Below are 22,996 nucleotides of genomic sequence, written 5' to 3'. Positions count from 1 at the left end.
AAGGACAATAATAATGACCGTAATGACTGCCGAGCAGATTGAGCACTTTTTAGATGAGGTGTTTCCCCAGCGGATGGGCAGAATTGAAAGCGTTGGTGCGATGAGTGCCACCCTGCGACTAACCATCGGTGAGCAACACCTTCGCCCTGGCCCCAGGGTGTCTGGTCCGACCATGATGGGCTTTGCCGATGTGGCGTTGTATGTGGCCATTTTGGCGCAAATAGGCCCCGAAGCCATGGCGGTCACCAGTGACTTGAACTGCCATTTCTTACGCGCCGCTTCCGGCGAGCACGATATTGTTGCTCACGCCAAACTCATCAAGTTAGGCCGCCGTTTAGCGGTCGGCGAAGTGCAGATTTTCTCTGCCAGCGATGACACTAAACCGGTTGCGCATATTACCGCTAGCTACGCGCTGCCAGACAGCCCAACTGGCTAACCACCGCGCTAACGGCTGAGCAGCGCAGTGACGGCTAAGCCTAACCAGCCTGCCATCAGCAGCAAACCACCGATGGGCGTTACAATACCAACGCTAAGCCCTACTAGGGCCATTAGGTAAAGCGAGCCCGAAAATGCGGTGATACCCAACGCCCATAGCGCTAGCACGATGCGCTGCCCTGGCTGAGGGCACTGGCTGCGCCAAGCCAGTACCGCTAACATAGCCAACGTATGCCACGCTTGGTAACGCACGCCAGTTTCAACGATGTCGACCATGGCAGCAGTGGTACGCGATGCCAACCCGTGAGCCGCATAGGCCCCGAGTATCACCATTAATGCTCCTGAGAGTGCGACTAGGCACCACCAGGGTTTGTCTGCTCGCTGCATGCGTTACTCCTGTTTATAAATACTCGTTATAAATACTTGAGATAAGTACTCGACATACGCACTCGATATTTCACTGAGATGATTAACGTTGTCACATACCTTGAGCGGTGCGAAACCGCTACAATAGACAATGTTTTGCCTCACCGAATGGGACACTTACCGTTATGCCTACTCCTAATGAGTCGATACAACTGACGCTCAATGGCGAATCGCATACGCTGGCAGCTGGCCTTAGCGCCGCTGATCTAATTGAGCAATTAGGCCTGACCGGGCGCCGTATCGCTGTGGAAATTAACGAACAGATCGTGCCCAAAAGCCAGCTTGCTCAAACGCATTTAGCCAATGGCGACCAGATAGAAGTCGTTCACGCCATTGGCGGCGGCTAGCGTAGCCCATCACCGTTTTTGCTTTCAAAAGGAACCGCTATGACGCCACTGATTGATACACCGTTTACCGTTGCTGGACGCGAGTTCAGCTCCCGCCTGCTGGTGGGTACTGGCAAATACAAAGACTTTACCGAGACCGGCGCGGCCATTGCCCAAAGCGGCGCGGAAATTGTCACCTTTGCTGTGCGCCGCACCAACTTAGGCCAGGATGCCGACGCGCCTAACCTTCTCGATGTCATTTCCCCCCAGCGCTACACCTTGCTGCCCAACACCGCTGGCTGCTACAACGCCAAAGACGCTGTGCGCACCTGCCGCTTGGCGCGTGAGCTGCTAGACGGCCATAACCTGGTCAAGCTGGAAGTGCTCGGCGACGATCACACTCTCTACCCCAATGTGGTCGAGACGCTAAAAGCTGCTGAGACACTGCTGGCTGATGGCTTTGACGTCATGGTGTACACCAGTGATGACCCCATTGTGGCACGTGAACTAGAAGCTATGGGCTGCTGCGCCATCATGCCGCTAGGTTCGCTGATTGGCTCGGGGCATGGCATTCAAAACCCGCATAATGTACGCCTGATTGTTGAGCAAAGCAGTGTACCCGTGCTGGTCGATGCGGGCATCGGCACCGCTTCTGACGCCGCCATGGCAATGGAGCTAGGGTGTGACGGCGTGCTGCTCAACACGGCGATCGCTCACGCCCGCGACCCGCTGCGTATGGCTAACGCCATGAAGCTGGCCGTAGAAGCTGGCCGCGATGCCTTCTTAGCAGGCCGTATGCCACGCCGCCAGAGCGCCGATCCCTCTTCGCCTTTTGCAGGCCGAATTAACGGCTGATACAGAGACACCATGACCGATACGAACGACACCACGCCTGAAAGCAACAACACTGCTGGCGCTGAGAGCAACACCACAGGCCCTGAAAATGCTGATGCCCCGCTACACCGGCGGGGGATTAAGAGCTACGTGATTCGCGCAGGGCGCATGACCCCAGCGCAAAGCCGCGGTTTAGAAGACGTTTGGCCACGCTTAGGACTGACGATTGCCGATGGGCGTCAGGATCTGGACACCCTGTTTGGCCGCCAAGCACCGCGCGTGGTGGAAATTGGCTTTGGTATGGGCAACTCACTCATCGAGCAAGCCGAACGCCACCCAGATACCGACTTTATCGGTATCGAGGTTCACGCGCCGGGTGTGGGCAAGCTGCTGGATGAGGTAGATAAACGCGGCCTAACTAACCTGCGCGTTTACCGCGAAGATGCCTTAGCGGTGCTGGAGCAGTGTCTGCCTGAAGACTCATTAACCACGCTACAGCTCTTTTTCCCCGATCCATGGCCGAAAAAGAAGCACAACAAGCGGCGTATTGTGCAACCTGCGTTTGTTGAGCTGATTCGTACGCGCTTAAAACCTGGCGGCACCTTCCACCTGGCGACCGACTGGGAAGCCTATGCCGAGTGGATGGCTGAGGTTATGGACGCCGCACCCGGTTATACGAATACCGCCAGCGCCGACACAGCGCCCTACGTTCCACGCCCAGACTTTCGCCCGCTAACTAAGTTTGAAGCCCGCGGCGAGAAACTTGGCCACGGCGTATGGGATTTGATTTACCGCCGTGACGTTTAAACACAGCGACTAAAGATAGCTCAGCGTCGTTTACGTTCGCTTATCGTAAACGACGCGATGCAGCGTACCGCTACCGCTTTCAAAGGCATCAATATTCGCCAGTGTGGTCTCGGCGATATTGGTCAACGCCTCGGTGGTAAAAAATGCCTGATGTCCAGTGATCAGTACGTTGTGAAAGGTCGTCAGGCGCATGAACTGGTCATCATCGATCACTTTGTGCGATAGATCCTCGAAAAACAGCTGCTCCTCTTCTTCGTAAACATCTAGCCCTAAGCGGCCAATTTTGCCGCTTTTCAGACCAGCGATCACCGCTTGGGTGTCAACCACTCGCCCACGTCCGGTATTAATCAGCATCACACCCTGCTTCATTTGTGCAATGGCCGCGGCGTTAATCAGGTGATCAGTATCGGGTGTTAACGGGCAGTGCAGCGAGATAATATCTGCCTGAGCATAGAGCGACGCCAGCGGCACGTACTCCACAAACGGCTCGGCATTCGGATTTGGAAAAGGATCGCTGGCAACTACTCGGCAGCCAAAGCCATGCATGATATTGGCAAAGATCAAGCCAATCTGCCCAGTGCCAATCACGCCCACGGTTTTGCCATGCAGATCGAACCCCAGCAGTCCGTCTAGGGCAAAGTTGCCCTCGCGCACTCGGTTGTAAGCGCGATAGGTCATGCGGTTCAGGCTTAACACTAAGGCCACCGCGTGCTCTGCTACGGCATGAGGCGAATAAGCGGGCACCCGCACCACGGTAATTCCCAACCGTTCGGCCGTCGCCAAGTCAACATGGTTAAAGCCCGCCGAGCGCAGTGCTACCAATCGTATGCCGCTCGTGTGTAGCTGCTCTAAAACGTCCGCATACAGATGGTCATTTACAAAAGCGCATACAACTTCAAACCCTTTCGCGAGAGGCGCTGTATCGACGTTCAAGCGCGCATCAAAAAAGCTTAATTCGTGCCGATTCGAGGCATTAGCACGAGTAAGGAAGGTTTCGTCATAAGGCTTAGCGCTAAAAACGGCAACGCGCATGGCATGTCTCCTGGCTCTGGATAGATGATCAGCATAGGCAATTCGCCTATTGTCTGCCCAAACGTCACAAGAGGTATTCACCGAGATCAAAGAAAGATGCCGCTATAAAAAAAGAAAGCCGCTCCAGGGGAGCAGCAAAAGACCGTGACTAGCAAGGAAAGTGGAACCATGACAGGAAACTGGCGCTGATCTTTGAAATAGCGTCGTGGTTGCCAATGTTTCAGCAAACACGGTCACTAGAAAAAAAGAAAGCCGCTCCAAGGGAGCGGCAAAAGACCGTGACTAGCAAGGAAAGAGGAACCATGACAGGAAACTGGCGCTGATCTTTGAAATAGCGTCGTGGTTGCCAATGTTTCAGCAAACACGGTCACTAGAAAAAAAGAAAGCCGCTCCAAGGGAGCGGCAAAAGACCGTGACTAGCAATGAGAGGGAGAAACCATGACAGGAAACTGGCGGTTTCTGTCGTGGTTGCCAACGTCTCATTAAACGCTGACAATCACAATATAATCATTCTCATTTACCACGTCAACCTAAATGCGAATACTTTTTATTTATTTTTAAGACAGTTTTTTTACACTACCCCACCAGCTGCAACCAAACGGGCAACGTCAGCATCGCTAACAGCGTCTGGCCGGTAATAATTGCCGCCATAAGCTCTGCATCCCCCCCCAACTGCCGAGCAAGAATGTAAGCAGATGTGGCGGTAGGCAGCGCTGCAAACAGCAGCGCCACATCACGGCTGATAGGGTCCAGCCCCACCAGCCACGCTAATAGCAGCACCACCGCAGGCATTAACAGCAGCTTGATGCTATTCGTCGCTATCACGCCACGATCAAGCCGTAGCAGTGCTGCGGGGCGCAGCGCCACGCCCACGGCAATGAGCCCTAACGGCAGCGCCGCACCTCCCAATAACCCTACGGTATCCTCGCTCCAACCGGGCAAGCCAACCCCCGAAAGATTGAGTCCGATACCTGCTAGACAGGACAAAATCAGCGGATTTTTAGCCAGTGCGAGGGCACTTTGGCCAAGGCTTCCACTGCCTAGCGTCCCTGCCGCGACAAAGCTTGCGACGCACATTACGTTCACCACCGGTACCATGAGTGCCACCGCCACAGCGGCGGTAGTCGCCCCCATGCTGCCATGCAGTGCCGCAGCGCCCGCGACACCCACGTAGGTGTTAAAACGCACGGCGCCTTGGAACACCGACGTGAACGCCGCAGGCGTTAAGCCAAGGTAACCACGACAGCGCCATAGCAACAGGCCCAAAACCCCCATCGTGCCGAGCAATACCAGCGCTATGCGCCCAACCGGTACTTGGCTGACATCAGCAGTAGCCAGCGTACCTATCAGCATGGCTGGAAATAGCACAAAGTAGATCAGACGCTCCATTTGCGGCCAGAACGTAGCACTTGGCCAACGGCCATAGCCAATGGCAGCGCCCAGTAAAATCAATAAAAACAGTGGCCCAAGTGCGCCAGTAATGCTCTCCATTGTTATTCCTTGTTAACTGCGACATCCCAGCACAGCGACATCCGTGCGATTACTGTTACCATGAAACTAACTTCCATCTTACGGCCTGCGTAGTGACCATTCTGCCATGAAGAACTTGCCTAAACCTGGCTACTTTACGGGTTTTCCAGCACTGAAAGTGCTTATCCTCATCACGGGCATCTCACTGGCCGCCTGCACGTGGTACGTGTTTGCCAATTGGCTGCGCGATGATGGTGATATTGCATGGTTTACACCAGATGCCAACTGCAACCTACACACCAGTACGTGCTCGGCAGTACTGGGCGATAAAGGCCGCCTAACACTCACCGTTGATGCCGATGGCCGTATCGATGCGCTGGATATTCTGCCACTGGATGTAGAAGTCGAGGGCCTCAACCCAAGCCATGTAACGGTCGACTTTATCGGGCGTGATATGGATATGGGCTTACACCGTTTTGGGTTAACCGCCTCTGCGCCCGGTCACTTTCATGGCCAAGGGCAAGTCGGTATCTGCACGCAAGACGTGATGCCCTGGCGAGCACGGGTTATCCTGGAAACACCGGAAGGCAAGCTGGGCAGTTGGTTCGACTTTGACGTGATTAGGAGTTAGTACGTATGGCCGCTAAACCAAACAATCGTAAAGCACTCTGGCTGGGACTAGTGCTAATACTTGTCTTGCTGACCATTTCGGCTATCGGCCTTTACCAGTTTGCTTTCCAGCCAGACAGCGATGACGTGACGGGGGGACCAATAGAAATGCCCTCTACTCAAGGTGATTTCTCTCTCGCCCAGCTAGATGAAGACGACATTGCGATTGTTTCATTTGGCTACACCTACTGCCCAGACGTTTGCCCAATGAATCAGGCTGTTAAACGTCAGGCATTGGCCCAGCTAAGCGATGCACAGCGCGAACGCGTGGTGCCGATAATGATAACGGTTGACCCTGAACGCGATACGCTGCCGCGCATGGAAGAGTATATGCAGTTCTTTGGTGATACGTTTATCGGCTTGGTGGGTAGTCAAGAGCAGCTTGCAGATGTAGCGGCACGCTATGGCGTGATTTGGCGGCGAGTGGAGGCGCCCGATTCAGCCATGGCCTACACCATTGACCATAGCGCTTCGCTTTTCTTGGTTAACCGCAACGGTGAGATTTTACAGAGAGTACTCTACTCCCCAGCACCGCACGGCTTAGTGTCAGCGCTGGAGAATGAGTTAGGTAGCTAGCCGAAATACACGGTGAAGTCTCTGGTTTTAGGATGTACTTGGAATTAAGGCGTGCTTTGTAGGTGTTCAAGCATCTCCATTAGCGCTCTGGCTTGGGTGCCATCACGCGTGTCATGCAGCGGGTTGAGCTGCCAAGTACTTTCGGCAAAGCCCCACCAATCCCAGCACCCCTGAGGATTAGCCATACTGCTTTCCGCCTGCGGGTATAGCACCACTTGACCATGGTCTGCTGCCCAACGGTTCAAACCACTGTGGCGTACAAACGTATCGCCAATGGCATCAACGCTCATTTGACAACCATGCAAGGCTATTGTGACAGGACACCCTCCCGCCTCACACGCCTCAGGAATAAACAGATATCCCACATCAGCCAAGCCTTTAACCGCGAACTCCGACTGATCAAAGGCAATCACTTCGCCCTCGCTAGCATTAGCCTCACGCTCAGGGTAAAGCCATGAGAGCATATCGCCAGCCACGTTCTCATCACAGGCAAGTACATGGCTACCACCGCCCTGGCGACAGTCGCCAAGTGCCTGGGGGCTAGCGTTGGCCTGCTTCGGCAGTTTGATGGGCCAGCCATGGCCTGTGTTCTCACTGCGCACGAAACGCAGCTGTTCTGAAGATGCCAGCCAGCGCTGCCACTGTTCTGCTAACAAACTCCCTAGCTCTGGAGAAACCGTGCCATCTTCATCACCGTGCCATACATAGGCACGCAGCTGGCTTAATGCGTCGCGCTCCCCCACCTGCTCAAGCGACTCGTAACGCTCGCGCCGACGGTCCAGCTCATCCAAGGAAGGCAACCCACGGCGGGTGCTCATGCACTGGTTAAGCGCCAAACTGAGCGCGCCCTGGGCACAGCTCCAAGGGCCCGCCGCTAATACACCTACACCACTAAAGCGCTCAGGCCAAGCAACCGCCAACTGTGCGGCCATGTAACCGCCAGAAGAGACACCTACCACGCTCGCGTGATCGCTCGCTGCGCTTAGTGCAGGTAAATCACCAGGCACGGTATCTGCTTCAGCGTGAACAGCCGTGCTGCCCAGCAGTAACAGCGCACCCAAAAAACAAGATGTAGAAGCGGCGGGACGTGTCATTTACTCTACGCCTAACAGTTCAACACGGAACGTCAGCATTTCATTTGGGCCAATAGGGCCTTGGCCGCCTTCACCATAAGCCAGCTCAGCAGGGATATATAGCATCCAGCTGTCGCCAACGCTCATCAGTTGAAGCGCTTCCTGCCAACCTTCAATGACTTGATTTACCTGGAAACTCACCGACTGACCACGCTCAAAGGAACTGTCGAATACGGTGCCATCTAGCAGCATGCCTTCATAGTTCACTTCAACGGTGTCTTCAGCGCCAGGCGTTGCGCCGTCACCGGACTCAAGCACTTCATACTGCAAGCCAGACTCAGTCACTTCAACTTCTTCACGCTCAGCGTTTTCCGCTAGGTAAGCTTGGCCTTCCTCTAGATTAAGCTGGGCAATTTCAGCGGCTTCTTGCTCGCGCTCTGCCATAGAACGCTCTTGGAAAGCGACCAGCGCCTCCATCATTTCTTCCTCGCTTAACGCCAACTCGTTGCCATCAAAGACATCGCGCATGCCGTCCGTAAATGTATCTAGATCGAGGTCTTCAATATCAGCCTGCATGCTCTCGCCTAGAGTGACGCCTAAGCTATAGGCAAGACGCTGTTCGTCGGTTTCAGGAGCCGCTGCCGCGAACGGAGCAACCAGTAACAAACTCGCCAAGGCGGTGGAAGAAAACAATACTTTCATGTAAAGAACCTTATCCAACGGCGCAACGCGCCAAATGTTTGAGTAGCTCAAAGACTAACACCCGCCATCTCAGGCTGCATTACCTGAGATGGCGGGTGTTAGTAAGACCGCTATTAAGTTCAGTAGTTTGGTGTCTTAAACGACCAATGTGGGACAGTGTGCCGCACCCGCCACGCGCTGGGAGACACTACCCAACAGCAGGTTTTTCTCGCCATTGGTTCCTTGAGCACCGATCACGATTAAATCGCACTCCCTCTTTCGGGCAAAGCGCACGATAGTTCGCGAGGGGCGGCCACCTTTCACAAACGCCCTTACTCGCGCACTGTCTGCGCCCATCTCTATGGCGTAGGCTTTAGCGTGTACAGCAATTTCCGTGGCGTACTCTTTTAGCGCATCATCAGGCAGATCCAGCTTATTCGGCCGCACCATAGAAAGCGATGCCTCCAATAAACTATGGTGCTTAAATACGCACAGCAAATAAAGCTCGGCACCGGTGAGCATATGCAGGCCAACCGCTTTCTCCAGTGCGTTAATCGCCCCTTTCGAGCCATCTACGGGAATTAAAATGCGATTAAACATCCGCGTTCTCCTTGTGACTGCTTAGCGGAAGGCAATATCACGCAAGAACAGCGCAATTTGCGGAAACATGATCAGCAGCGCCGCCGCTAAAATCAGCATAAAGATAAAGGGCGGTGTGCCTTTGATGACTTCCCAGTAAGGCCGCTTAAAGATCGCAATCGCGGTAAATATATCGCAGCCAAAGGGTGGGGTCGCCGAACCTATGGCTACCTGCAGCGTAATCAAAATACCTACCAGAACAGGATCCAGACCGGTCGCCGCAATCGCCGGAGCAAAAATTGGCGTAAGCACCAGAATGACCACAATCGGGTCAACAAACATGCAAGCGACAAAGAAAGAGATACAGATTGCAATCAGTACGCCTGTCGGCCCAGCCTCATTGACGCCTACCGCTTCCAAAATCATTTGTGGAATCTGCGCGAATGAAATTATCCAGGAGAACCCATTACCAACAGCGACCAATATAAACACCACTGCGGTAATTAAGCCGGTGGATTTAGCAATCGCATAAATATCGTTCATTTTGAGCGAACGGAATACCACAAACTCAAGCAATACGGCATAGAGCACACAGGCCGCAGCGGCTTCTGTCGGGCTAAAAATACCTCCGTAGATACCGCCAACGATAATGACTGGAAAGCCTAGCGGCCACAGTGCTTTCTGCACGGCTACGGCACGCTCTTTCCAGCTAGCGCGGGGTTCGGTAGGCACGCCTTTTACCACAGCGTAAACGATGCAATAAACTGAGAACATAAACAGGATCAGAAGCCCTGGCCCAATACCCGCAATAAACAGCTCGCCAATGGATGTTCCTGAAATAACCCCGTAGATGATCATGCCAATACTTGGGGGTATCAAAAAGGCAATATCACTCGCGTTGATAATCAGTGCCAGTGTAAATGGGTCGGAATAGCCCGCTTTCAGCATCTTGGGTCGCAGCGGTGAGCCCACCGCGACTACGGTTGCCTGGGTAGAACCAGAAACTGCGCCAAACAGCGTACAGGAGGCCGCCGTACTGACCGCAAGGCCGCCTTTGATATGACCGATAAAGGACATCACCATATCAATTAAGCGATTGGCCGACTGGCCACGCGTCATAATATCTGCCGCTAATATAAACATCGGCACCGCAATCAACGAAGCAGGCCGGATACCCGCCATCATCTGTTGAATCAGCGTATCCATTTGGCCGAAGCCGTTAAACATCATATAAAAGCCGATCACCGCTGCCGTGATCAGCGGGATCATCATAGGAAAGCCCAGCAGCAGCAGGGCAATCATGGTGACTACCATTATCGTCGTCATAGCGTTCCCCTAGAGTGCAAGCCCTGCTTTACACTTCTGTTTCGGTGTCTTTGTAACCATCAACTACCCCTGTCGAGAGATATACATCCCGAGAGGTAAGGTTTTTAATTGCCGTTAACAGGTACTGAATGCCCGTAATGAGAAAACCTACTGGTACCCAGATATAAATGATCCAAATAGGTAGCCCGAGTGACGGCAGCACGCGACCTTTGCTTTGAAGGTCGAGGATGTACACCACGGAGTAGTACAGCAGGAAGAACATGACGAGGGAGGTAAAGAACGAAATACCTATCATCAATGCCTTACGCCCCCCGACAGGCAAGGCATCGTAGATGGCTGACATACGAATATGACGACCGTGTCGAGCAGCGTAGCCGATACCCGCAAAGGTAATCATAATGATCAAAATACGGTTTAATTCCCCTGAAAACATAATGCTATTGCCAAATACAAAGCGGGCAATAACATTAGTGACCGTATTCAGCGCCATTAGCAAAACCCCCATCGCCAGTATGACTGACTCGATTTTGCTAATTGCAGTGTCGATCACGCCTAGTATGCCGGGCAAACCAGAGCTGTAATTCTTTTCGGATTCTTCTTCGGTCATGGCCGATCTCCTCTTATGCAGCGTGGCAGCTAACGATTAAAAACCTAGTGCCTCTTCTTTCACTGACCACCGAACGGAGCGTGTCCAGCCTTACTCATTTTGTAGCGTAACGGTTAATAACTCTTTCCGCTTCAACGCTGGATGTACGTAAATTTTTCTGTGTTTTACGCAAGGTTACGCGCTTTTTTTTGCTAGGTGGCTGTCAGCACCGGGTGTGCATATAAAAATAAAAAAGGGGCAGCGCTGGCTGCCCCCTAGGTGATTTACCGTTCAAAATGAGTGCACTAAACGGTAAATTACTCGTTAGTTACAGCTTCGAGATCAGCTTTAAACTGCTCCAGCAGCTCAGCACCTTTATCACCCGTCATTTCTAAGAAGGCTTCTTCAACTTGTGGAGCGCGGTCACGGAAAGCCTGGATTTGTTCTTCATCCAAACGAGTCACAGTGACTTCATCCGAAGCTTCTTGGATTTTAGCTAATGCCTCTTCGGCTAGCCCTTTAATGTGCTCGATTGTGTGATCATAGGCAGCATCAGACGCTTCCTGAACTAGCTCTTTGTCTTCATCGGACAAGCCTTCATAGAAGTCTTGGTTAGCCATCATGGCGGTAGTGAACCAGCCATGGCCTGTGAAGGTAAGGTGCGGTGATACTTCATATAAACCGCCAGACTCGATCCAGAAAATCGGATTTTCTTGACCATCGATAATGCCGGTTTGCAGACCACCATATACTTCGCCCCACGGTAGCGGCGTCGGTGTTGCACCAAAGGCATCATAAGTTTCTGAAAGCAATGGATTCGTCATGGTACGAATTTTCTTGTTATTCATATCTTCCGGCGAGCTGATCGGCTCGTCGGTGGTAATGACCATTTCACCTTCAGGGTACATCTTCAATAGCTCAAGGCCTTGCTCAGCGTAGAGCTCTGGGAACACCTCGTTGATGGCCTTACTCTCATCGAAGAAAGTCAGGACGGTTTCTTCATCTGTTGGTAGCAGGTAAGGGATAAAGAAGATTTGCGCTTCTGGGATCAGAGAACCCGTGAAACCAGGCGACTGGTTTACAAACTGAAGAATGCCGTTTTGGGTCTGCTCCATGATGTCATCAGATTCACCTAATTCACCAAAACGATAAACCTGAACGCTGTGATCGGAATTCTCTTCGATATATTCTTTGAATGCGTAAGCGAACACATCTTGGACATCGCCTTCGTACTCTTCGTGGGCGTAACGCCAGTTATCTGCTTGAGCGGCTGCGCTGAGACCAAATAGTAGTGCACCAACGCTCGCCGTCGTCATTAACTTAGTCGTTACTGAACGAGTCGAAATTAACTTGCTTGCCTTCATGCAGAGTTCCCCTAGCAGTGGTAAGCGCGCTATGCGAGTGCGCCAATATTTAATTTTTGTATAATGCGTGTCGCTCTTAAACGCTCTGTTAGTTGCCAGTGACTTTAGAGTAACTATTTATAAAACCATCATTCATAAAGCCTATCTTTTTGAATCCGTTTAGAAACAGTTACACAAGCAATAACAACCTTAAAACACGCGTTATTCAAAAATAGCTTAATTTCAGGCTAGCGCGGTCGCTCGTAGCGGTCAAGCCGTGTCGCAAGTATAGCAATCGCCTCTCTGACGTTCTCGCGCTCGGGTGACACAACTACTTGATCAAACGCAAGGCCATCAGAAAACAGCTTACTTTGCAGCCATTGTGCAACATCTTGCTTACTTATAGCGCAGTTTGTTAACCGCTGGTTAAGTTCAGACGTTTGCAATATCCAGTGCTGCCAGCGTTGAAGGTTCTCACGCTCAGCTTGAAGTTCGGCCTGCTGAAGTGTCTTTCGCAACTGGGCAATGCCCTCACTTTCTGCTGCTTGGGGCTTAAGATCACGACGCAACTGCCGCAAAACAGCGGTGACCGACTGCTGCCAACACTCCCGCACTTTGCGCTCCATTGACAGCGCACCAGGCGTTACCTGAAGACCGTAGTGGTAGAGCCAGCTATGCACTAGCAGCTCACACACATCCACCCCTGCTCTATCTTGCAGAACAAGGCATGCTTGCTCGACTCCGGGCTGGGCATAAAATGTCAGTGCAAAATCCCATAGTGGAGCCTGCTGTAAGCGCTGGAATCGGTTAGAATCGAACATTGATTTACCCACTTTTTCGGGAGAATGCATGATCGCACTGCGCCAAGTCGCCCTGCAACGGGGTACACAAACGCTACTCGATAACGCTGACCTTACGCTCCACAGCGGTATAAAGGCAGGCATTATCGGGGCAAACGGCGCCGGTAAGTCGAGCTTATTCAAACTTCTGCTAGGCGAGCTCGGCCCCGACCAGGGCGACGTTGAGATGAGCGGCGGCCAGCGGATAGCCCACATGGCCCAGGAAGTTGAAGCGCTGGATCGTCCCATTGTGGAGTACGTGCTGGATGGCGATTATGCGCTGCGACAAGCAGAGGCTGATCTACTCGCCGCGCGCGAAGCAGACGATGCGCATCGGGAAGCCGAGTTGCATGGGCTTATCGAAACCCTGGATGGCTACACGGCAGAATCGCGGGCATCGCAGCTGCTGGTAGGGCTCGGGTTTGTGCAAACGGATCTTAAGCGGCCTTTGTCAGATTTCTCCGGTGGCTGGCGTATGCGGGTGAACCTAGCCCGCACGCTGTTTATGCCTTCCGACTTACTACTGCTTGATGAGCCGACCAACCACCTGGATCTCGATGCCCTGCTTTGGCTAGAGCAGTGGCTAACCCGCTACCCAGGCACGTTACTGCTGATTTCTCATGACCGCGACTTTCTGGATGCCGTGTGTGATCACATTGTGCATATGCATCATCAAACGCTCGAGCTTTACCGCGGCAACTACTCTCGCTTTGAGCGCACGCGGGCTGAAAAACTCGCTCTGCAGCAAGCAGAAGCAGCCAAACAGCAGGCTCGCCGCGAAGAAATTGAGCGCTTTATAGCGCGTTTTCGCGCCCAGGCAACCAAAGCAAAGCAGGCGCAAAGTCGTGTAAAAATGCTGGAGCGTATGGGGGATATCGCTGTTGCTCATACAGATTCGCCTTTTCACTTCACGCTGCCTGCCGCAGATAAGACCTCACATCCGCTGCTTGTGCTTGACCAAGCGACCCTTGGCTATCGCAGCGAAGCAGGTGATGTCGCGCAGTTAGAGAAGGTCAACATTACGTTATTACCCGGTAGCCGCATCGGTCTGTTAGGCCCCAACGGCGCGGGCAAATCGACATTGATCAAATCACTGACCGGTGAACTGGCGCTGCTAGAGGGCAAGCGCGTGCCAGGCGAGCATTTAGCCATTGGCTATTTTGCCCAGCACCAGCTGGAAAGCTTGGACGTGACAACGACGCCATTTGTACATGTGCAACGGCTCTCTCCCACGGCCAGTGACCAGGAAATTCGCAATTTCCTAGGTGGCTTTGGCTTTAAAGGCGATGACGCCTTTGGCGAAGTTGGTACTTACTCTGGCGGTGAAAAAGCGCGCTTGGCACTCGCGCTAGTCGCCTGGCAGAAACCCAACCTGCTGCTGCTCGATGAGCCAACCAACCATTTGGACTTGGAAATGCGCGAGGCGCTCACCGAGGCGCTGGCAAGTTTTGAGGGCACGGTCATTCTGGTGTCTCACGACCGGCATTTATTGCGTGCCACGGTTGATGAATTCTGGCGGGTAGCCGACCATCGTGTTGAACCCTTTGATGGCGATCTCGATGACTATCGGGCATGGCTAAAGGCGCGCTTGGAAGAGGGCAGGCGCGATGCGCGTAGCGAAAAAAGCGAACGCCAAAGTCAGCAGCCTAGCGGTGACCGCAAAGCCGCTCGCAAGGCAGCAGCAGAACTACGCGAGAAGCTGCGACCACTGAAAAAAGCGCGCGATCAAGCTGAAAAAACTATGGAGAAAACCCAGCAGGCGCTTGAAGAAGTAGAGGCTATTTTGGCTGACCCGACGCTTTATACCGACAGCGCTCGTAAAGCAGAACTGACCGAAGCACTTGCCCAACAGGCGAAAATCAAAAGCCGCTTGGACACCAGCGAGCAGCAGTGGCTCGCCGCCGAGGAAGCGCTGGAAACAATGGAGGCAGAGTTATTAGCCAGCGAAGATGCCTAACCCTTGGCTAACCAATTCGGGCTGCTTTGAATCTAGTCGGATTAAGTCGCTTAGCTCTCAAGCATGAACGTTACCGGCCCATCGTTAACTAACGCCACTTGCATATCAGCGCCAAATTGGCCGGTTGCAACGTTGGGCCAGGCAGCGGATGCCTTAGCCACCAAATAGTCAAACAGGCGCTCGCCTTCAGCAGGTGGTGCCGCGCTAGAAAAGCTGGGGCGCAAACCTTTGCGAGTATCAGCGGCCAGCGTAAACTGTGATACCAGCAGTAAGCCCCCGTTAGCCTGCTGAAGGTTATGATTCATTTTGCCTTCTTGGTCACTGAAAACGCGGTAGTGCAGCAGCTTATGCAGTAGTTTTTCAGCATCGGCCTCACTGTCGCCCTTTTCAACGCCCACTAAAGCCAAAAGACCATGGTCAATGGCCCCCACCATCTTACCTTCGACCGCCACGCTGGCGTTTTTTACCCGCTGAATCAGTGCCTTCACACTTGCCTCTTGCGATGTGTCCCAAAGAAAATACAGTGTACTCGCTGGCACAGGCGTCAGACAAAACCCTTATTTGAATTAACCCTGGCCCAGTAGCGCATCGCGAAAACCATCGCTTAGAGGACGCTCGCCCAACCAAATACCAAACATAGCGCTGGCGAATTCAGCACTGTCATCTTCAAATACCACATCGCCATTAAGGGCGAGCTGCAGCGACTCCCCATCCCAGCTGAGTAGATAGCGATCACCAGGCGCTACAGCACGATAGCGCTGATTCAGCCGCTCTAGGTCCTCCTCAATCTGGCTAAACTCATAGAGTGTCAGCGACTCTTTTAGCGTTTTCTCAGTCGCTTCAGCAAAATCAGCCGCCTCAATGTCATGAAAATAAGCTAACTCAAGGCGACGAGGGACATCACTCAATGGCAGCGGCTCAGTTTCTCCCTCAAGCTGATAATAAGCTCCTGCATAGGCGGTCCAGATCATATAGCGGAACACACCACTACCCATTAACGCGTAGTGCTGACCATTAATTTCCACGACGCGCTCAAAGCGCTCTCCTCGTTCAGTCACACTATCTGCCAGCACACTGGGTGCCGATAAAAGTGTACCGACTGACAGCAGCGTGCCCAGTATTAAAGGGTGTTTGTGTACATATAGCATAGCGAAGCCTCTATTTTTCAGAACACTAACTATACATACACAAAACAAAAATAAAGGTTCCGTATAACAACTACCAGGAGCGACATAGCATGAGGTCGCAGTGAGGTTCGCCTAACAGCATTTCAGTCACTTGGCTGGTGTGCTGGGGCTGACCACGGCTTCCAATAATCACCAAATCGGGAGAGTGTCGCTTCATATAATCTTGAAGTACATCACAGGGCTGCCCTGGTTCGAGCACCAGCTCGATATCGGGGACACCGTCAAGATCGCGCATTAAACTCTCAATCTCGTTATCCAGCGTTCTGCGTAAACGTTCTACTTCGTGATCTCGCCACTGGGCAAAATTAGCCTGGGAGCCCAGCTCACGCTCACCAGGTAAGCTCCAGGCATGCAGTAGCGTCAACGTCGCTTCTGGAAAGCGAATGAGTGCCTCCCTGAGTGTTTGCCGAGCAGTCAGCGAAAAATCGATCGGCACCAGGATATGTTGCCAAGGCTGCGTCGGTAGATAAGAGGCGACCACCACCGGGCAAGGCGCACTTCTCATCACGCGCATCACAGTGGTTCCCAAAAGAAGATCTTTCTGACCGCGCTTACGGTGCATGCCCATAATAATTAACGAGGCATTACGCTCGTGAGCTTCTCGCACAATTTCAACATGCGGCTCCCCCACAACGGTTTGAATAAGCAGCGAAGGCGCTTCCAGCGCGTAATCTTCGCGCAGGTCGGTCAATGTGGCACTGATATCTTCGTTAACCGCGCTTTCAACGTCGTGAAGAACACGGTGGGGCAAGTAAGGGTCAAGGACGTGAAGAATGTCGAGCTGCGCCCCTTGGGCATAGGCCAGCCGAAGAGCGCGAGCAAACGCAGCGCGGTTATCCTGAGAAAGGTCCGTGGCAAACAGCAGCGTGCGAGACATGGCACAACTCCCTGGCCGATCAAGTCGGCACCGTCAGTAACACGTGAGATAGCCAAACAGGCAATGTTCAGCATGGTGTCCGTTGGCGCATACTGCAAGGTGTGACTTACTTTTTACACTGCTGCTCGGCACGTTTATGGCGCTAGGTCATTTACATCACCACCACGCATGAAAGTGGTGCACCGGCCCACGCCCATGACCGACACTTAGCCGCGTGCTTGCTTCTAATGCAGCATGTAGCCACAACTTGGCTTCACCAATCGCTTGCTTAGGTGCGTTTGGCGCCGCATCGGCGGGTAGTTTTGCTAGACACGCAGTGATCGCAGACGAGAGAGCACAGCCCGTGCCGTGCAGGTTGTCAGTGTCAATACGCGAAGCAGGAAGCCATGTGTGGCCGTCCGGGGTTGCCAGTAAGTCAGGACAGGTATCTCCGCGCAGGTGCCCACCTTTCAGCACCACATAAGGCGCGCCCAACTCAATTAGCGCTGGCAGCATCGCTTCCATGTCATCCAGCGAATTCGGTGACTCGGCATCTAACAGAACAGCAGCTTCAGGCAAATTGGGCGTAATTACGTCAGCCAACGGTACCAATATATCGCGCACGGCACGAATGCCTGCGTCATCGACCAGAATATCACCGCTTTTGGCCACCATTACCGGGTCCAGCACGATCCAGCGGGGGCGGTTTTGCCGCAATACGTCAGCGATTACTTCGGCAACCTCCCGGCTGGCGACCATGCCAATTTTAACGGCGTCTAATGCCACATCATTTATCAGGTTTTCTAACTGCTCGCGAATAGCGTGAGGCGAAACCGGATACACGGAAGCCACACCACAGGTATTTTGAGCGATGACAGCAGTGATGACATTGGTGCCGTAGACACCCAGCGCCGAAAAAGTTTTCAGATCACCCTGCAAGCCAGCACCACCAGAGGGGTCAGACCCTGCAATGGTCAGTACATTGCGAAGGCGGGAATCGTTGGACATGGTGTTCCTTAATTAACGGTTCAGTCGTGTTCTAAAATACCCAAATACAACGCCAAACAGGGCTTCTTAACCAAAACAATGGCCGCCTAAGAGGCAGCCATTGCGTGTTCAACGAGAGTAGTATGCTAATAGTATAGCTACATCGCTATTGAGCCGTTACTGCGTTGTGTCACCTTCTGGATTACGTGCGTTGTAGTATGCCTGCTCAGAAATCGCATGATAGTTTCCGACCTTATCCTGGAAGGTACGGTACGACTCATAAATCCGTGTGCCCAGCTCGCTTGATTCAGCCAATTCAGCAATAACGTCTTCTGAATGCTCACGGGCCTGAGCCAACACGTCGTCAGGAATACGGCGCAGTTCAACCTCATGCTCGTTGACCAACGTCTCCAACGCATCGTTATTACGCGCGGTGTATTCATCAAGCACGTTTGCATTAATATCGCGCACTGCGGTCGTCAAAATAGCCTGTAAATCAGCGGGCAATTCGGCTAAGGCTTCTTCGTTGACGATGGTTTCAAACATCACCGTCGGCTCGTGCCAGCCAGGATAGTAGTAATAATCGGCAGCCTGATGCAGACCGAACGCTAAATCATTATAGGGGCCAATCCATTCCGTCGCATCAATGGCACCTGACTGAAGTGATGTGAAGATTTCGCCACCCGGCATGTTAACAATCGCGACGCCCATACGGCTCATCACTTCACCACCTAAGCCTGGCATACGCATTTTCAGACCATCAAGGTCCTCAATCGAATTGATTTCCTTGTTATACCAGCCACCCATTTGCACGCCAGAAGCACCCGCCACCATGACATCCACACCAAAAGGCTCGTAAACTTCGTTCCACAACTCCATGCCACCGCCAAAATGCAGCCAGGCATTCATTTCCTGTGCGTTCATGCCAAACGGCACGGCAGCGAAGAACTGTGCTTCAGGGGCTTTGCCCTTCCAGTAATAAGAAGCAGAGTGGCCAAGCTCAGCAGTGCCGTCAGACACAGCATCAAAGACCTCAAACCCAGGTACCAACTGGCCAGCGCCAAACACTTCAATGGTCAGGCGACCATCGGACATCTCGTCCACCAGTTGCGCGAGCCGCTCAGGACCCTGCCCCACACCTGGGAAGTTCTTCGGCCAGGAAGTGACCATTTTCCAGCGGAAATTTTCTTGTGCCTGAGCTTGATTATCAAAACTTGAAACCACCAGCAAACTAGTGGATAGAGCGGTTGTCATCGCAATGGCGACAGGTAAAGCATTGGCTTTCATACATTAACCCTCTTGCTTCTATTATTACTGTTATAGGTAGGAGAAGGCCGCCTAGCCCAATTGGCTAGGCGGTTTGTTACAAGCCGTTAGTTTATGCAGCTTGGCTGCTTTTGATTAAGGTTGCCACTTAGTTGCGTTGATAGTCACGATAGTTTTCAACTCGCCACTAATCAAAAAGACGTAGCCTAAAATTGAGTCGGTAGCCATGTGGCCAGCTGCGGGAAAAACGTTAGCATCAGCAACATGCCAAGCTGCATCAGGATAAACGGGATAACCCCACGGTAAATTGCCGAGGTCGGTACCGAGGGTGGCGCTACGCCGCGCAGATAAAACAGCGCAAAGCCAAACGGCGGGGTTAAGAATGACGTTTGCAGGTTAATAGCGATCATGATGCCCAGCCAAATTGGGTCAAGCCCCATGGCCAGCAGAATCGGCCCAACGATGGGCACCACCACAAACGTGATTTCGATAAAGTCGAGAATAAAGCCAAGTAGGAAGATGACCAGCATTACGATAATGGTCGCCCCCACCACTCCACCAGGCATACCTTCGAACAAGTCGGTGACCATATGCTCGCCGCCGTAGGCCCGGAAGACCAACGAAAACAGCGCCGCACCAATCAAAATCATAAACACCATGGTCGTCACATGGGTAGTTGAACGCAGCACGTCTTTCAGCGTTGCCCAATCCAGTTGACGATAAGCAATGGCCAGCACCAGGGCACCAAAGGCACCGACAGCCGACGCTTCGGTAGGCGTTGCAAAGCCGCTTAAAATCGAGCCAAGCACTGCCACAATGAGCACCACGGGCGGTACTAAGCCTTTCAACAACAGCATCCCAAGGCCGGAAGTATGCCCAAGCTCCGCCATGAGCTCTTCACGGTCTGCGGCAGGCGCCATTTGCGGGCGCAACCACGCGACCAGGGCCACGTAAATCATATACATAACGACCAGGAGTAACCCCGGCACCAGCGCGCCCATAAACAGATCACCTACAGAGACCGTTTTAGGACTGAAAATACCCATCGAGAGCTGAGCCTGCTGGTAAGCGGACGACAGCACATCACCAAGCAGTACCAATGCAATGGAGGGCGGGATGATCTGGCCAAGCGTACCGGTCGCACAAATGGTGCCGGTCGCCAGCGAGGTGCTATAACCGCGCTTTAGCATGGTAGGTAGCGACATAAGCCCCATGGTAACCACGGTGGCCCCCACAATGCCGGTAGATGCTGCCATCAACATACCTACCAATGTCACTGAAATACCTAATCCGCCACGCATGGCACCAAACAGCAGCGCCATCGCATCGAGCAGTGTTTCAGCTACTTTGGACTTCTCCAATAAAACGCCCATTAAGACAAATAATGGCACTGCCAATAACGTTTGATTGGTCATAATGCCGTAAAGCCGGTTGGGCAACGCGGCGAGATAACCACTATCGAAATTGGCGTCTACGCCGATGGTCTCGAGGCCTAGGCCCATCCCCGCAAACAGTAGCGCGGTGCCTGCTAATGAAAGCGCTACAGGAAAGCCAAACATCAGCACGATGCAAATGGTGGCAAATAAAACAAGCGGCATAAATTCCAGCATCAAACGCGCTCCTCAAGGTGGTTGTCATCACCAACAGATGGGGGTATCCGGCCAGTAAATACATAGCCATTGCGCACTACCTCAATGACACCTTGCAGTATCATTAGCATGGCAAAGAGCGGTATTAACGTTTTCAGTGCAAAGACGGCTGGAATGCCACCATAATCGGAGGAGGTTTCCATAATACGCCAGGAGTTAGCGACGTAGCCCAAGCTGGAAGCAATGACAAAAACCATCACAGGCATCAACAGCGTGATAATACCCACGATGTTAACCAGCGCTTGGCGACGGGGCGTCATTCCACGATAGAAGATATCGACACGCACATGGCCATCGTGGCGAAAGGTATAGGCCGCAGCGAGCATAAAGACACTGGCGTGCATGTACATCACCAGCTCTTGCATAAAAATACTGTTAACGCTGAAAATATAACGAAGCAGTACAATCGCGAACTGAATCAACATCATAATGATGATCAGCCACGCAAGGCTACGTCCGAACCACTCCGAAGCGCGGTCCAGCGCAGCGATAAACGCAGGTAGTTGTGTTGTATCTGACATGGAAGTGTCTCGCGTAAAACGACTAAGGGGGTCAGCGCCCCAGACAATAGCGCATATACGCAGACAATGCAGCGCCCATAAACCGCCTAGCAAGCTTATTATTAAACGCTTTGGCGAATCGCCGCTAGGCAGGCGGGAGGTAACGGTAAATCGACAGCAATCGGTAAATGGTCAGAAAACAGATGGTCCAGTACATGGACATCTGCGACTTCAAGTGTCTGGGAAAGCAGGATGTGATCCAGGGCGCGCCGAGGCTGCCAGGATGGATAGCTAAGCAGCGGCTTAACCGGGTGAAGTGGCAACGAGGTACTAAAGCGTTCATGAGCATGAAGCTGGTCAGGCGTGCAGTTTAAATCACCCATGACTACCACATGGCGCAGCGGCTCGATAATATTGCTTAAATAATTTAGCTGACGCACACGCCCGCGCTGGCTCAGCGCCAAGTGGGCGACAAAGATATGCAGTGCATCTGGTCCCTCACCATAGCGTGCGTGAATTGCACCACGCCCTGGCAACATTCCTGGCAGACGGTGCTCTTCGATGTGGCTAGGCACGATACGTGACAATAGCCCATTACTGTGCTGAGCAAACTGCCCTAAATTACGATTTAGCTGCTGAAAGTAGTGGGGAAAGCGTGCTTTAGCGGCAAGGTATTCAACTTGGTTTACGCGACCGGAACGAAAACTACCGCCATCAACCTCTTGCAGGCCCACCACATCAAATGGCTCTAGCACATTACCCATTTGCGCCAAGCGTTCCAGACGTTGAGGGTGAGGCAAAACATGCTGCCAACTACGCGTGAGGTAGTGGTGATACGCCGACGTTTGAATACCTACCTGCAAATTAAATGTCAGTAAGCGGATATGGCCACGTTCAACCAAAGACAACGCAGACGAGCCTACTTGCCCACCTGCGTGACCATGCTCTAACACCGTTATTGTGCACGCTCGTTACGCACGCGCTCGACAAGCGCATCCGCAATTTGCGGCATATTTTCCAAGCTACCTGCCGTGCTTGGCGACACAACGTAGCGGCCATCAACAATAAGCGCCGGCACACCCATTAAGCGCATTTCACGCATGCGGCTGTTGGCTTTATTGACTTCGCTACGAACGCCAAATGCCTTCAACGCCTGCTTAGCTTCTTCTTCACTGACACCGTAATTAGAGAAAAACTCGGCGATTTCATCCTCATCTGTCAGTGAGCGACCATCTTCATGAATGGCCTCAAAGAAATCAGCGTGCAGTTCATCTTCGATACCCAGAGATTCTGCTGCATAAAACGCCGTCGCATGAGTGTTCCAAGCACCACCCATGGTAGCCGGCATATGGACAATGCTAACGTCGTCTTCAAGCGTTTCGTACCACTCATTTACGGGTGTTTGCAGCCGATAGCAGTGCGGGCAGCCAAACCAAAACGCTTCGGTCACTTCAATTTGCCCCTCGTCGACCTGTGTCTCCACTGGCGACTCAAGCAGGGTGTAGTGCTGACCCTCGACCAACTCCTGAGCACTTACTGCCGCAGATAAACCTAAGCCAGCAATCGCGACCATTAACGTTTTCAACATAGCG

At 52.7% G+C, this 22,996-nt stretch carries 26 protein-coding genes; 7 read left to right on the top strand and 19 right to left on the bottom strand.

Annotated elements, in window-relative coordinates; genetic code table 11:
* Nucleotides 1-13 precede the first annotated feature (13 nt).
* Nucleotides 14-436 (top strand): PaaI family thioesterase, encoded by a 423-nt coding sequence (locus tag INT19_RS01020; protein ID WP_038479517.1) that lies wholly within the window; start codon nucleotides 14-16, stop codon nucleotides 434-436.
* Nucleotides 437-444: 8 nt separating this feature from the next.
* Here the strand turns inward: INT19_RS01020 and INT19_RS01015 are convergent, their stop codons facing one another.
* Entirely contained in the window at nucleotides 445-822 is a 378-nt protein-coding gene (locus INT19_RS01015; protein WP_083007660.1) for a DUF423 domain-containing protein, read from the bottom strand.
* A 164-nt stretch (nucleotides 823-986) separates the two neighbouring features.
* Here INT19_RS01015 and thiS point away from each other — a divergent pair, with 164 nt between their 5' ends.
* From thiS to trmB, 3 genes are read left to right on the top strand one after another with little or no spacing between them, the layout of a single operon-like run.
* Entirely contained in the window at nucleotides 987-1,208 is a 222-nt protein-coding gene (gene thiS / locus INT19_RS01010; protein WP_009723207.1) for a sulfur carrier protein ThiS, read from the top strand.
* Nucleotides 1,209-1,247: 39 nt separating this feature from the next.
* Nucleotides 1,248-2,042, top strand: coding sequence for a thiazole synthase (locus tag INT19_RS01005; protein WP_193059360.1), 795 nt, complete (start codon nucleotides 1,248-1,250; stop codon nucleotides 2,040-2,042).
* Between the two features lie 12 nt (nucleotides 2,043-2,054).
* A complete protein-coding gene (gene trmB / locus INT19_RS01000) occupies nucleotides 2,055-2,828 on the top strand; it encodes a tRNA (guanosine(46)-N7)-methyltransferase TrmB (protein ID WP_193059359.1) in 774 nt (257 codons plus the stop codon).
* A gap of 30 nt (nucleotides 2,829-2,858) precedes the next feature.
* On the opposite strand, the gene INT19_RS00995 is transcribed toward trmB, so the two are convergent.
* Nucleotides 2,859-3,860: a 2-hydroxyacid dehydrogenase gene (locus tag INT19_RS00995; protein WP_193059358.1), complete on the bottom strand. Its 1,002-nt coding sequence runs from the start codon at nucleotides 3,858-3,860 to the stop codon at nucleotides 2,859-2,861.
* Between the two features lie 576 nt (nucleotides 3,861-4,436).
* Nucleotides 4,437-5,351, bottom strand: a complete 915-nt coding sequence (locus tag INT19_RS00990) for an AEC family transporter (protein WP_193059357.1) — start codon at nucleotides 5,349-5,351, stop codon at nucleotides 4,437-4,439.
* A gap of 106 nt (nucleotides 5,352-5,457) precedes the next feature.
* Here INT19_RS00990 and INT19_RS00985 point away from each other — a divergent pair, with 106 nt between their 5' ends.
* Together INT19_RS00985 and INT19_RS00980 are read left to right on the top strand one after the other, a co-directional pair.
* Complete coding sequence (locus INT19_RS00985; RefSeq protein WP_193059356.1) at nucleotides 5,458-5,961, top strand: hypothetical protein; 504 nt, start codon at nucleotides 5,458-5,460, stop codon at nucleotides 5,959-5,961.
* 5 nt (nucleotides 5,962-5,966) lie between these two features.
* Nucleotides 5,967-6,575, top strand: a complete 609-nt coding sequence (locus tag INT19_RS00980) for an SCO family protein (RefSeq protein WP_089040263.1) — start codon at nucleotides 5,967-5,969, stop codon at nucleotides 6,573-6,575.
* A 44-nt stretch (nucleotides 6,576-6,619) separates the two neighbouring features.
* On the opposite strand, the gene INT19_RS00975 is transcribed toward INT19_RS00980, so the two are convergent.
* The 7 genes from INT19_RS00975 to INT19_RS00945 all read right to left on the bottom strand — a co-directional run bounded on the left by INT19_RS00975 (nucleotide 6,620) and on the right by INT19_RS00945 (nucleotide 13,014).
* Complete coding sequence (locus tag INT19_RS00975) at nucleotides 6,620-7,669, bottom strand: PHB depolymerase family esterase (RefSeq protein ID WP_193059355.1); 1,050 nt, start codon at nucleotides 7,667-7,669, stop codon at nucleotides 6,620-6,622.
* Complete coding sequence (locus INT19_RS00970; RefSeq protein WP_193059354.1) at nucleotides 7,670-8,350, bottom strand: FKBP-type peptidyl-prolyl cis-trans isomerase; 681 nt, start codon at nucleotides 8,348-8,350, stop codon at nucleotides 7,670-7,672.
* A gap of 135 nt (nucleotides 8,351-8,485) precedes the next feature.
* Entirely contained in the window at nucleotides 8,486-8,929 is a 444-nt protein-coding gene (locus INT19_RS00965) for a universal stress protein (protein ID WP_089040260.1), read from the bottom strand.
* A 21-nt stretch (nucleotides 8,930-8,950) separates the two neighbouring features.
* Complete coding sequence (locus INT19_RS00960; protein WP_089040259.1) at nucleotides 8,951-10,234, bottom strand: TRAP transporter large permease; 1,284 nt, start codon at nucleotides 10,232-10,234, stop codon at nucleotides 8,951-8,953.
* 28 nt (nucleotides 10,235-10,262) lie between these two features.
* Nucleotides 10,263-10,841 carry a TRAP transporter small permease gene (locus INT19_RS00955; protein ID WP_089040258.1) on the bottom strand — a complete coding sequence of 193 codons (579 nt, stop codon included), beginning with the start codon at nucleotides 10,839-10,841 and terminating at the stop codon, nucleotides 10,263-10,265.
* 296 nt (nucleotides 10,842-11,137) lie between these two features.
* A complete protein-coding gene (locus INT19_RS00950) occupies nucleotides 11,138-12,184 on the bottom strand; it encodes a TRAP transporter substrate-binding protein (RefSeq protein WP_089040257.1) in 1,047 nt (348 codons plus the stop codon).
* 227 nt (nucleotides 12,185-12,411) lie between these two features.
* A complete protein-coding gene (locus INT19_RS00945) occupies nucleotides 12,412-13,014 on the bottom strand; it encodes a TIGR02444 family protein (RefSeq protein WP_226912818.1) in 603 nt (200 codons plus the stop codon).
* On the opposite strand from INT19_RS00945, the gene INT19_RS00940 reads away from it, so the two are divergent.
* A complete protein-coding gene (locus tag INT19_RS00940) occupies nucleotides 13,013-14,959 on the top strand; it encodes an ATP-binding cassette domain-containing protein (RefSeq protein ID WP_193059353.1) in 1,947 nt (648 codons plus the stop codon). The two genes, INT19_RS00945 and INT19_RS00940, sit on opposite strands and share 2 nt — an antisense overlap.
* Nucleotides 14,960-15,009: 50 nt before the next feature.
* Here the strand turns inward: INT19_RS00940 and dtd are convergent, their stop codons facing one another.
* The 9 genes from dtd to INT19_RS00895 form a co-directional block, all read right to left on the bottom strand.
* Complete coding sequence (gene dtd / locus INT19_RS00935) at nucleotides 15,010-15,447, bottom strand: D-aminoacyl-tRNA deacylase (protein ID WP_193059352.1); 438 nt, start codon at nucleotides 15,445-15,447, stop codon at nucleotides 15,010-15,012.
* 78 nt (nucleotides 15,448-15,525) lie between these two features.
* Nucleotides 15,526-16,107, bottom strand: a complete 582-nt coding sequence (locus INT19_RS00930) for a chalcone isomerase family protein (RefSeq protein ID WP_193059351.1) — start codon at nucleotides 16,105-16,107, stop codon at nucleotides 15,526-15,528.
* 70 nt (nucleotides 16,108-16,177) lie between these two features.
* Nucleotides 16,178-17,023 carry a universal stress protein gene (locus INT19_RS00925; protein WP_193059350.1) on the bottom strand — a complete coding sequence of 282 codons (846 nt, stop codon included), beginning with the start codon at nucleotides 17,021-17,023 and terminating at the stop codon, nucleotides 16,178-16,180.
* Nucleotides 17,024-17,179: 156 nt separating this feature from the next.
* The gene (gene thiD, locus INT19_RS00920; RefSeq protein WP_193059349.1) at nucleotides 17,180-18,010 is read right to left on the bottom strand and encodes a bifunctional hydroxymethylpyrimidine kinase/phosphomethylpyrimidine kinase; all 831 of its coding nucleotides are present in this window, start codon (nucleotides 18,008-18,010) and stop codon (nucleotides 17,180-17,182) included.
* 156 nt (nucleotides 18,011-18,166) lie between these two features.
* Nucleotides 18,167-19,276, bottom strand: coding sequence for a TRAP transporter substrate-binding protein (locus INT19_RS00915; RefSeq protein ID WP_089040251.1), 1,110 nt, complete (start codon nucleotides 19,274-19,276; stop codon nucleotides 18,167-18,169).
* A gap of 185 nt (nucleotides 19,277-19,461) precedes the next feature.
* Complete coding sequence (locus INT19_RS00910) at nucleotides 19,462-20,865, bottom strand: TRAP transporter large permease (protein ID WP_120386047.1); 1,404 nt, start codon at nucleotides 20,863-20,865, stop codon at nucleotides 19,462-19,464.
* Nucleotides 20,865-21,425: a TRAP transporter small permease subunit gene (locus INT19_RS00905; RefSeq protein ID WP_089040249.1), complete on the bottom strand. Its 561-nt coding sequence runs from the start codon at nucleotides 21,423-21,425 to the stop codon at nucleotides 20,865-20,867. Before INT19_RS00905 ends, INT19_RS00910 begins: the two co-directional genes overlap by 1 nt.
* A gap of 101 nt (nucleotides 21,426-21,526) precedes the next feature.
* Nucleotides 21,527-22,357, bottom strand: coding sequence for an endonuclease/exonuclease/phosphatase family protein (locus INT19_RS00900; RefSeq protein WP_193059348.1), 831 nt, complete (start codon nucleotides 22,355-22,357; stop codon nucleotides 21,527-21,529).
* A 2-nt stretch (nucleotides 22,358-22,359) separates the two neighbouring features.
* Nucleotides 22,360-22,992 carry a thiol:disulfide interchange protein DsbA/DsbL gene (locus INT19_RS00895; RefSeq protein ID WP_038479582.1) on the bottom strand — a complete coding sequence of 211 codons (633 nt, stop codon included), beginning with the start codon at nucleotides 22,990-22,992 and terminating at the stop codon, nucleotides 22,360-22,362.
* Nucleotides 22,993-22,996 lie beyond the last annotated feature (4 nt).

Origin of the sequence: Halomonas sp. 3A7M (genome assembly GCF_014897875.1) — a bacterium.
In the GTDB taxonomy this organism is placed as follows: domain Bacteria; phylum Pseudomonadota; class Gammaproteobacteria; order Pseudomonadales; family Halomonadaceae; genus Vreelandella.
This window is presented reverse-complemented; position numbering and strand designations above follow the sequence as displayed.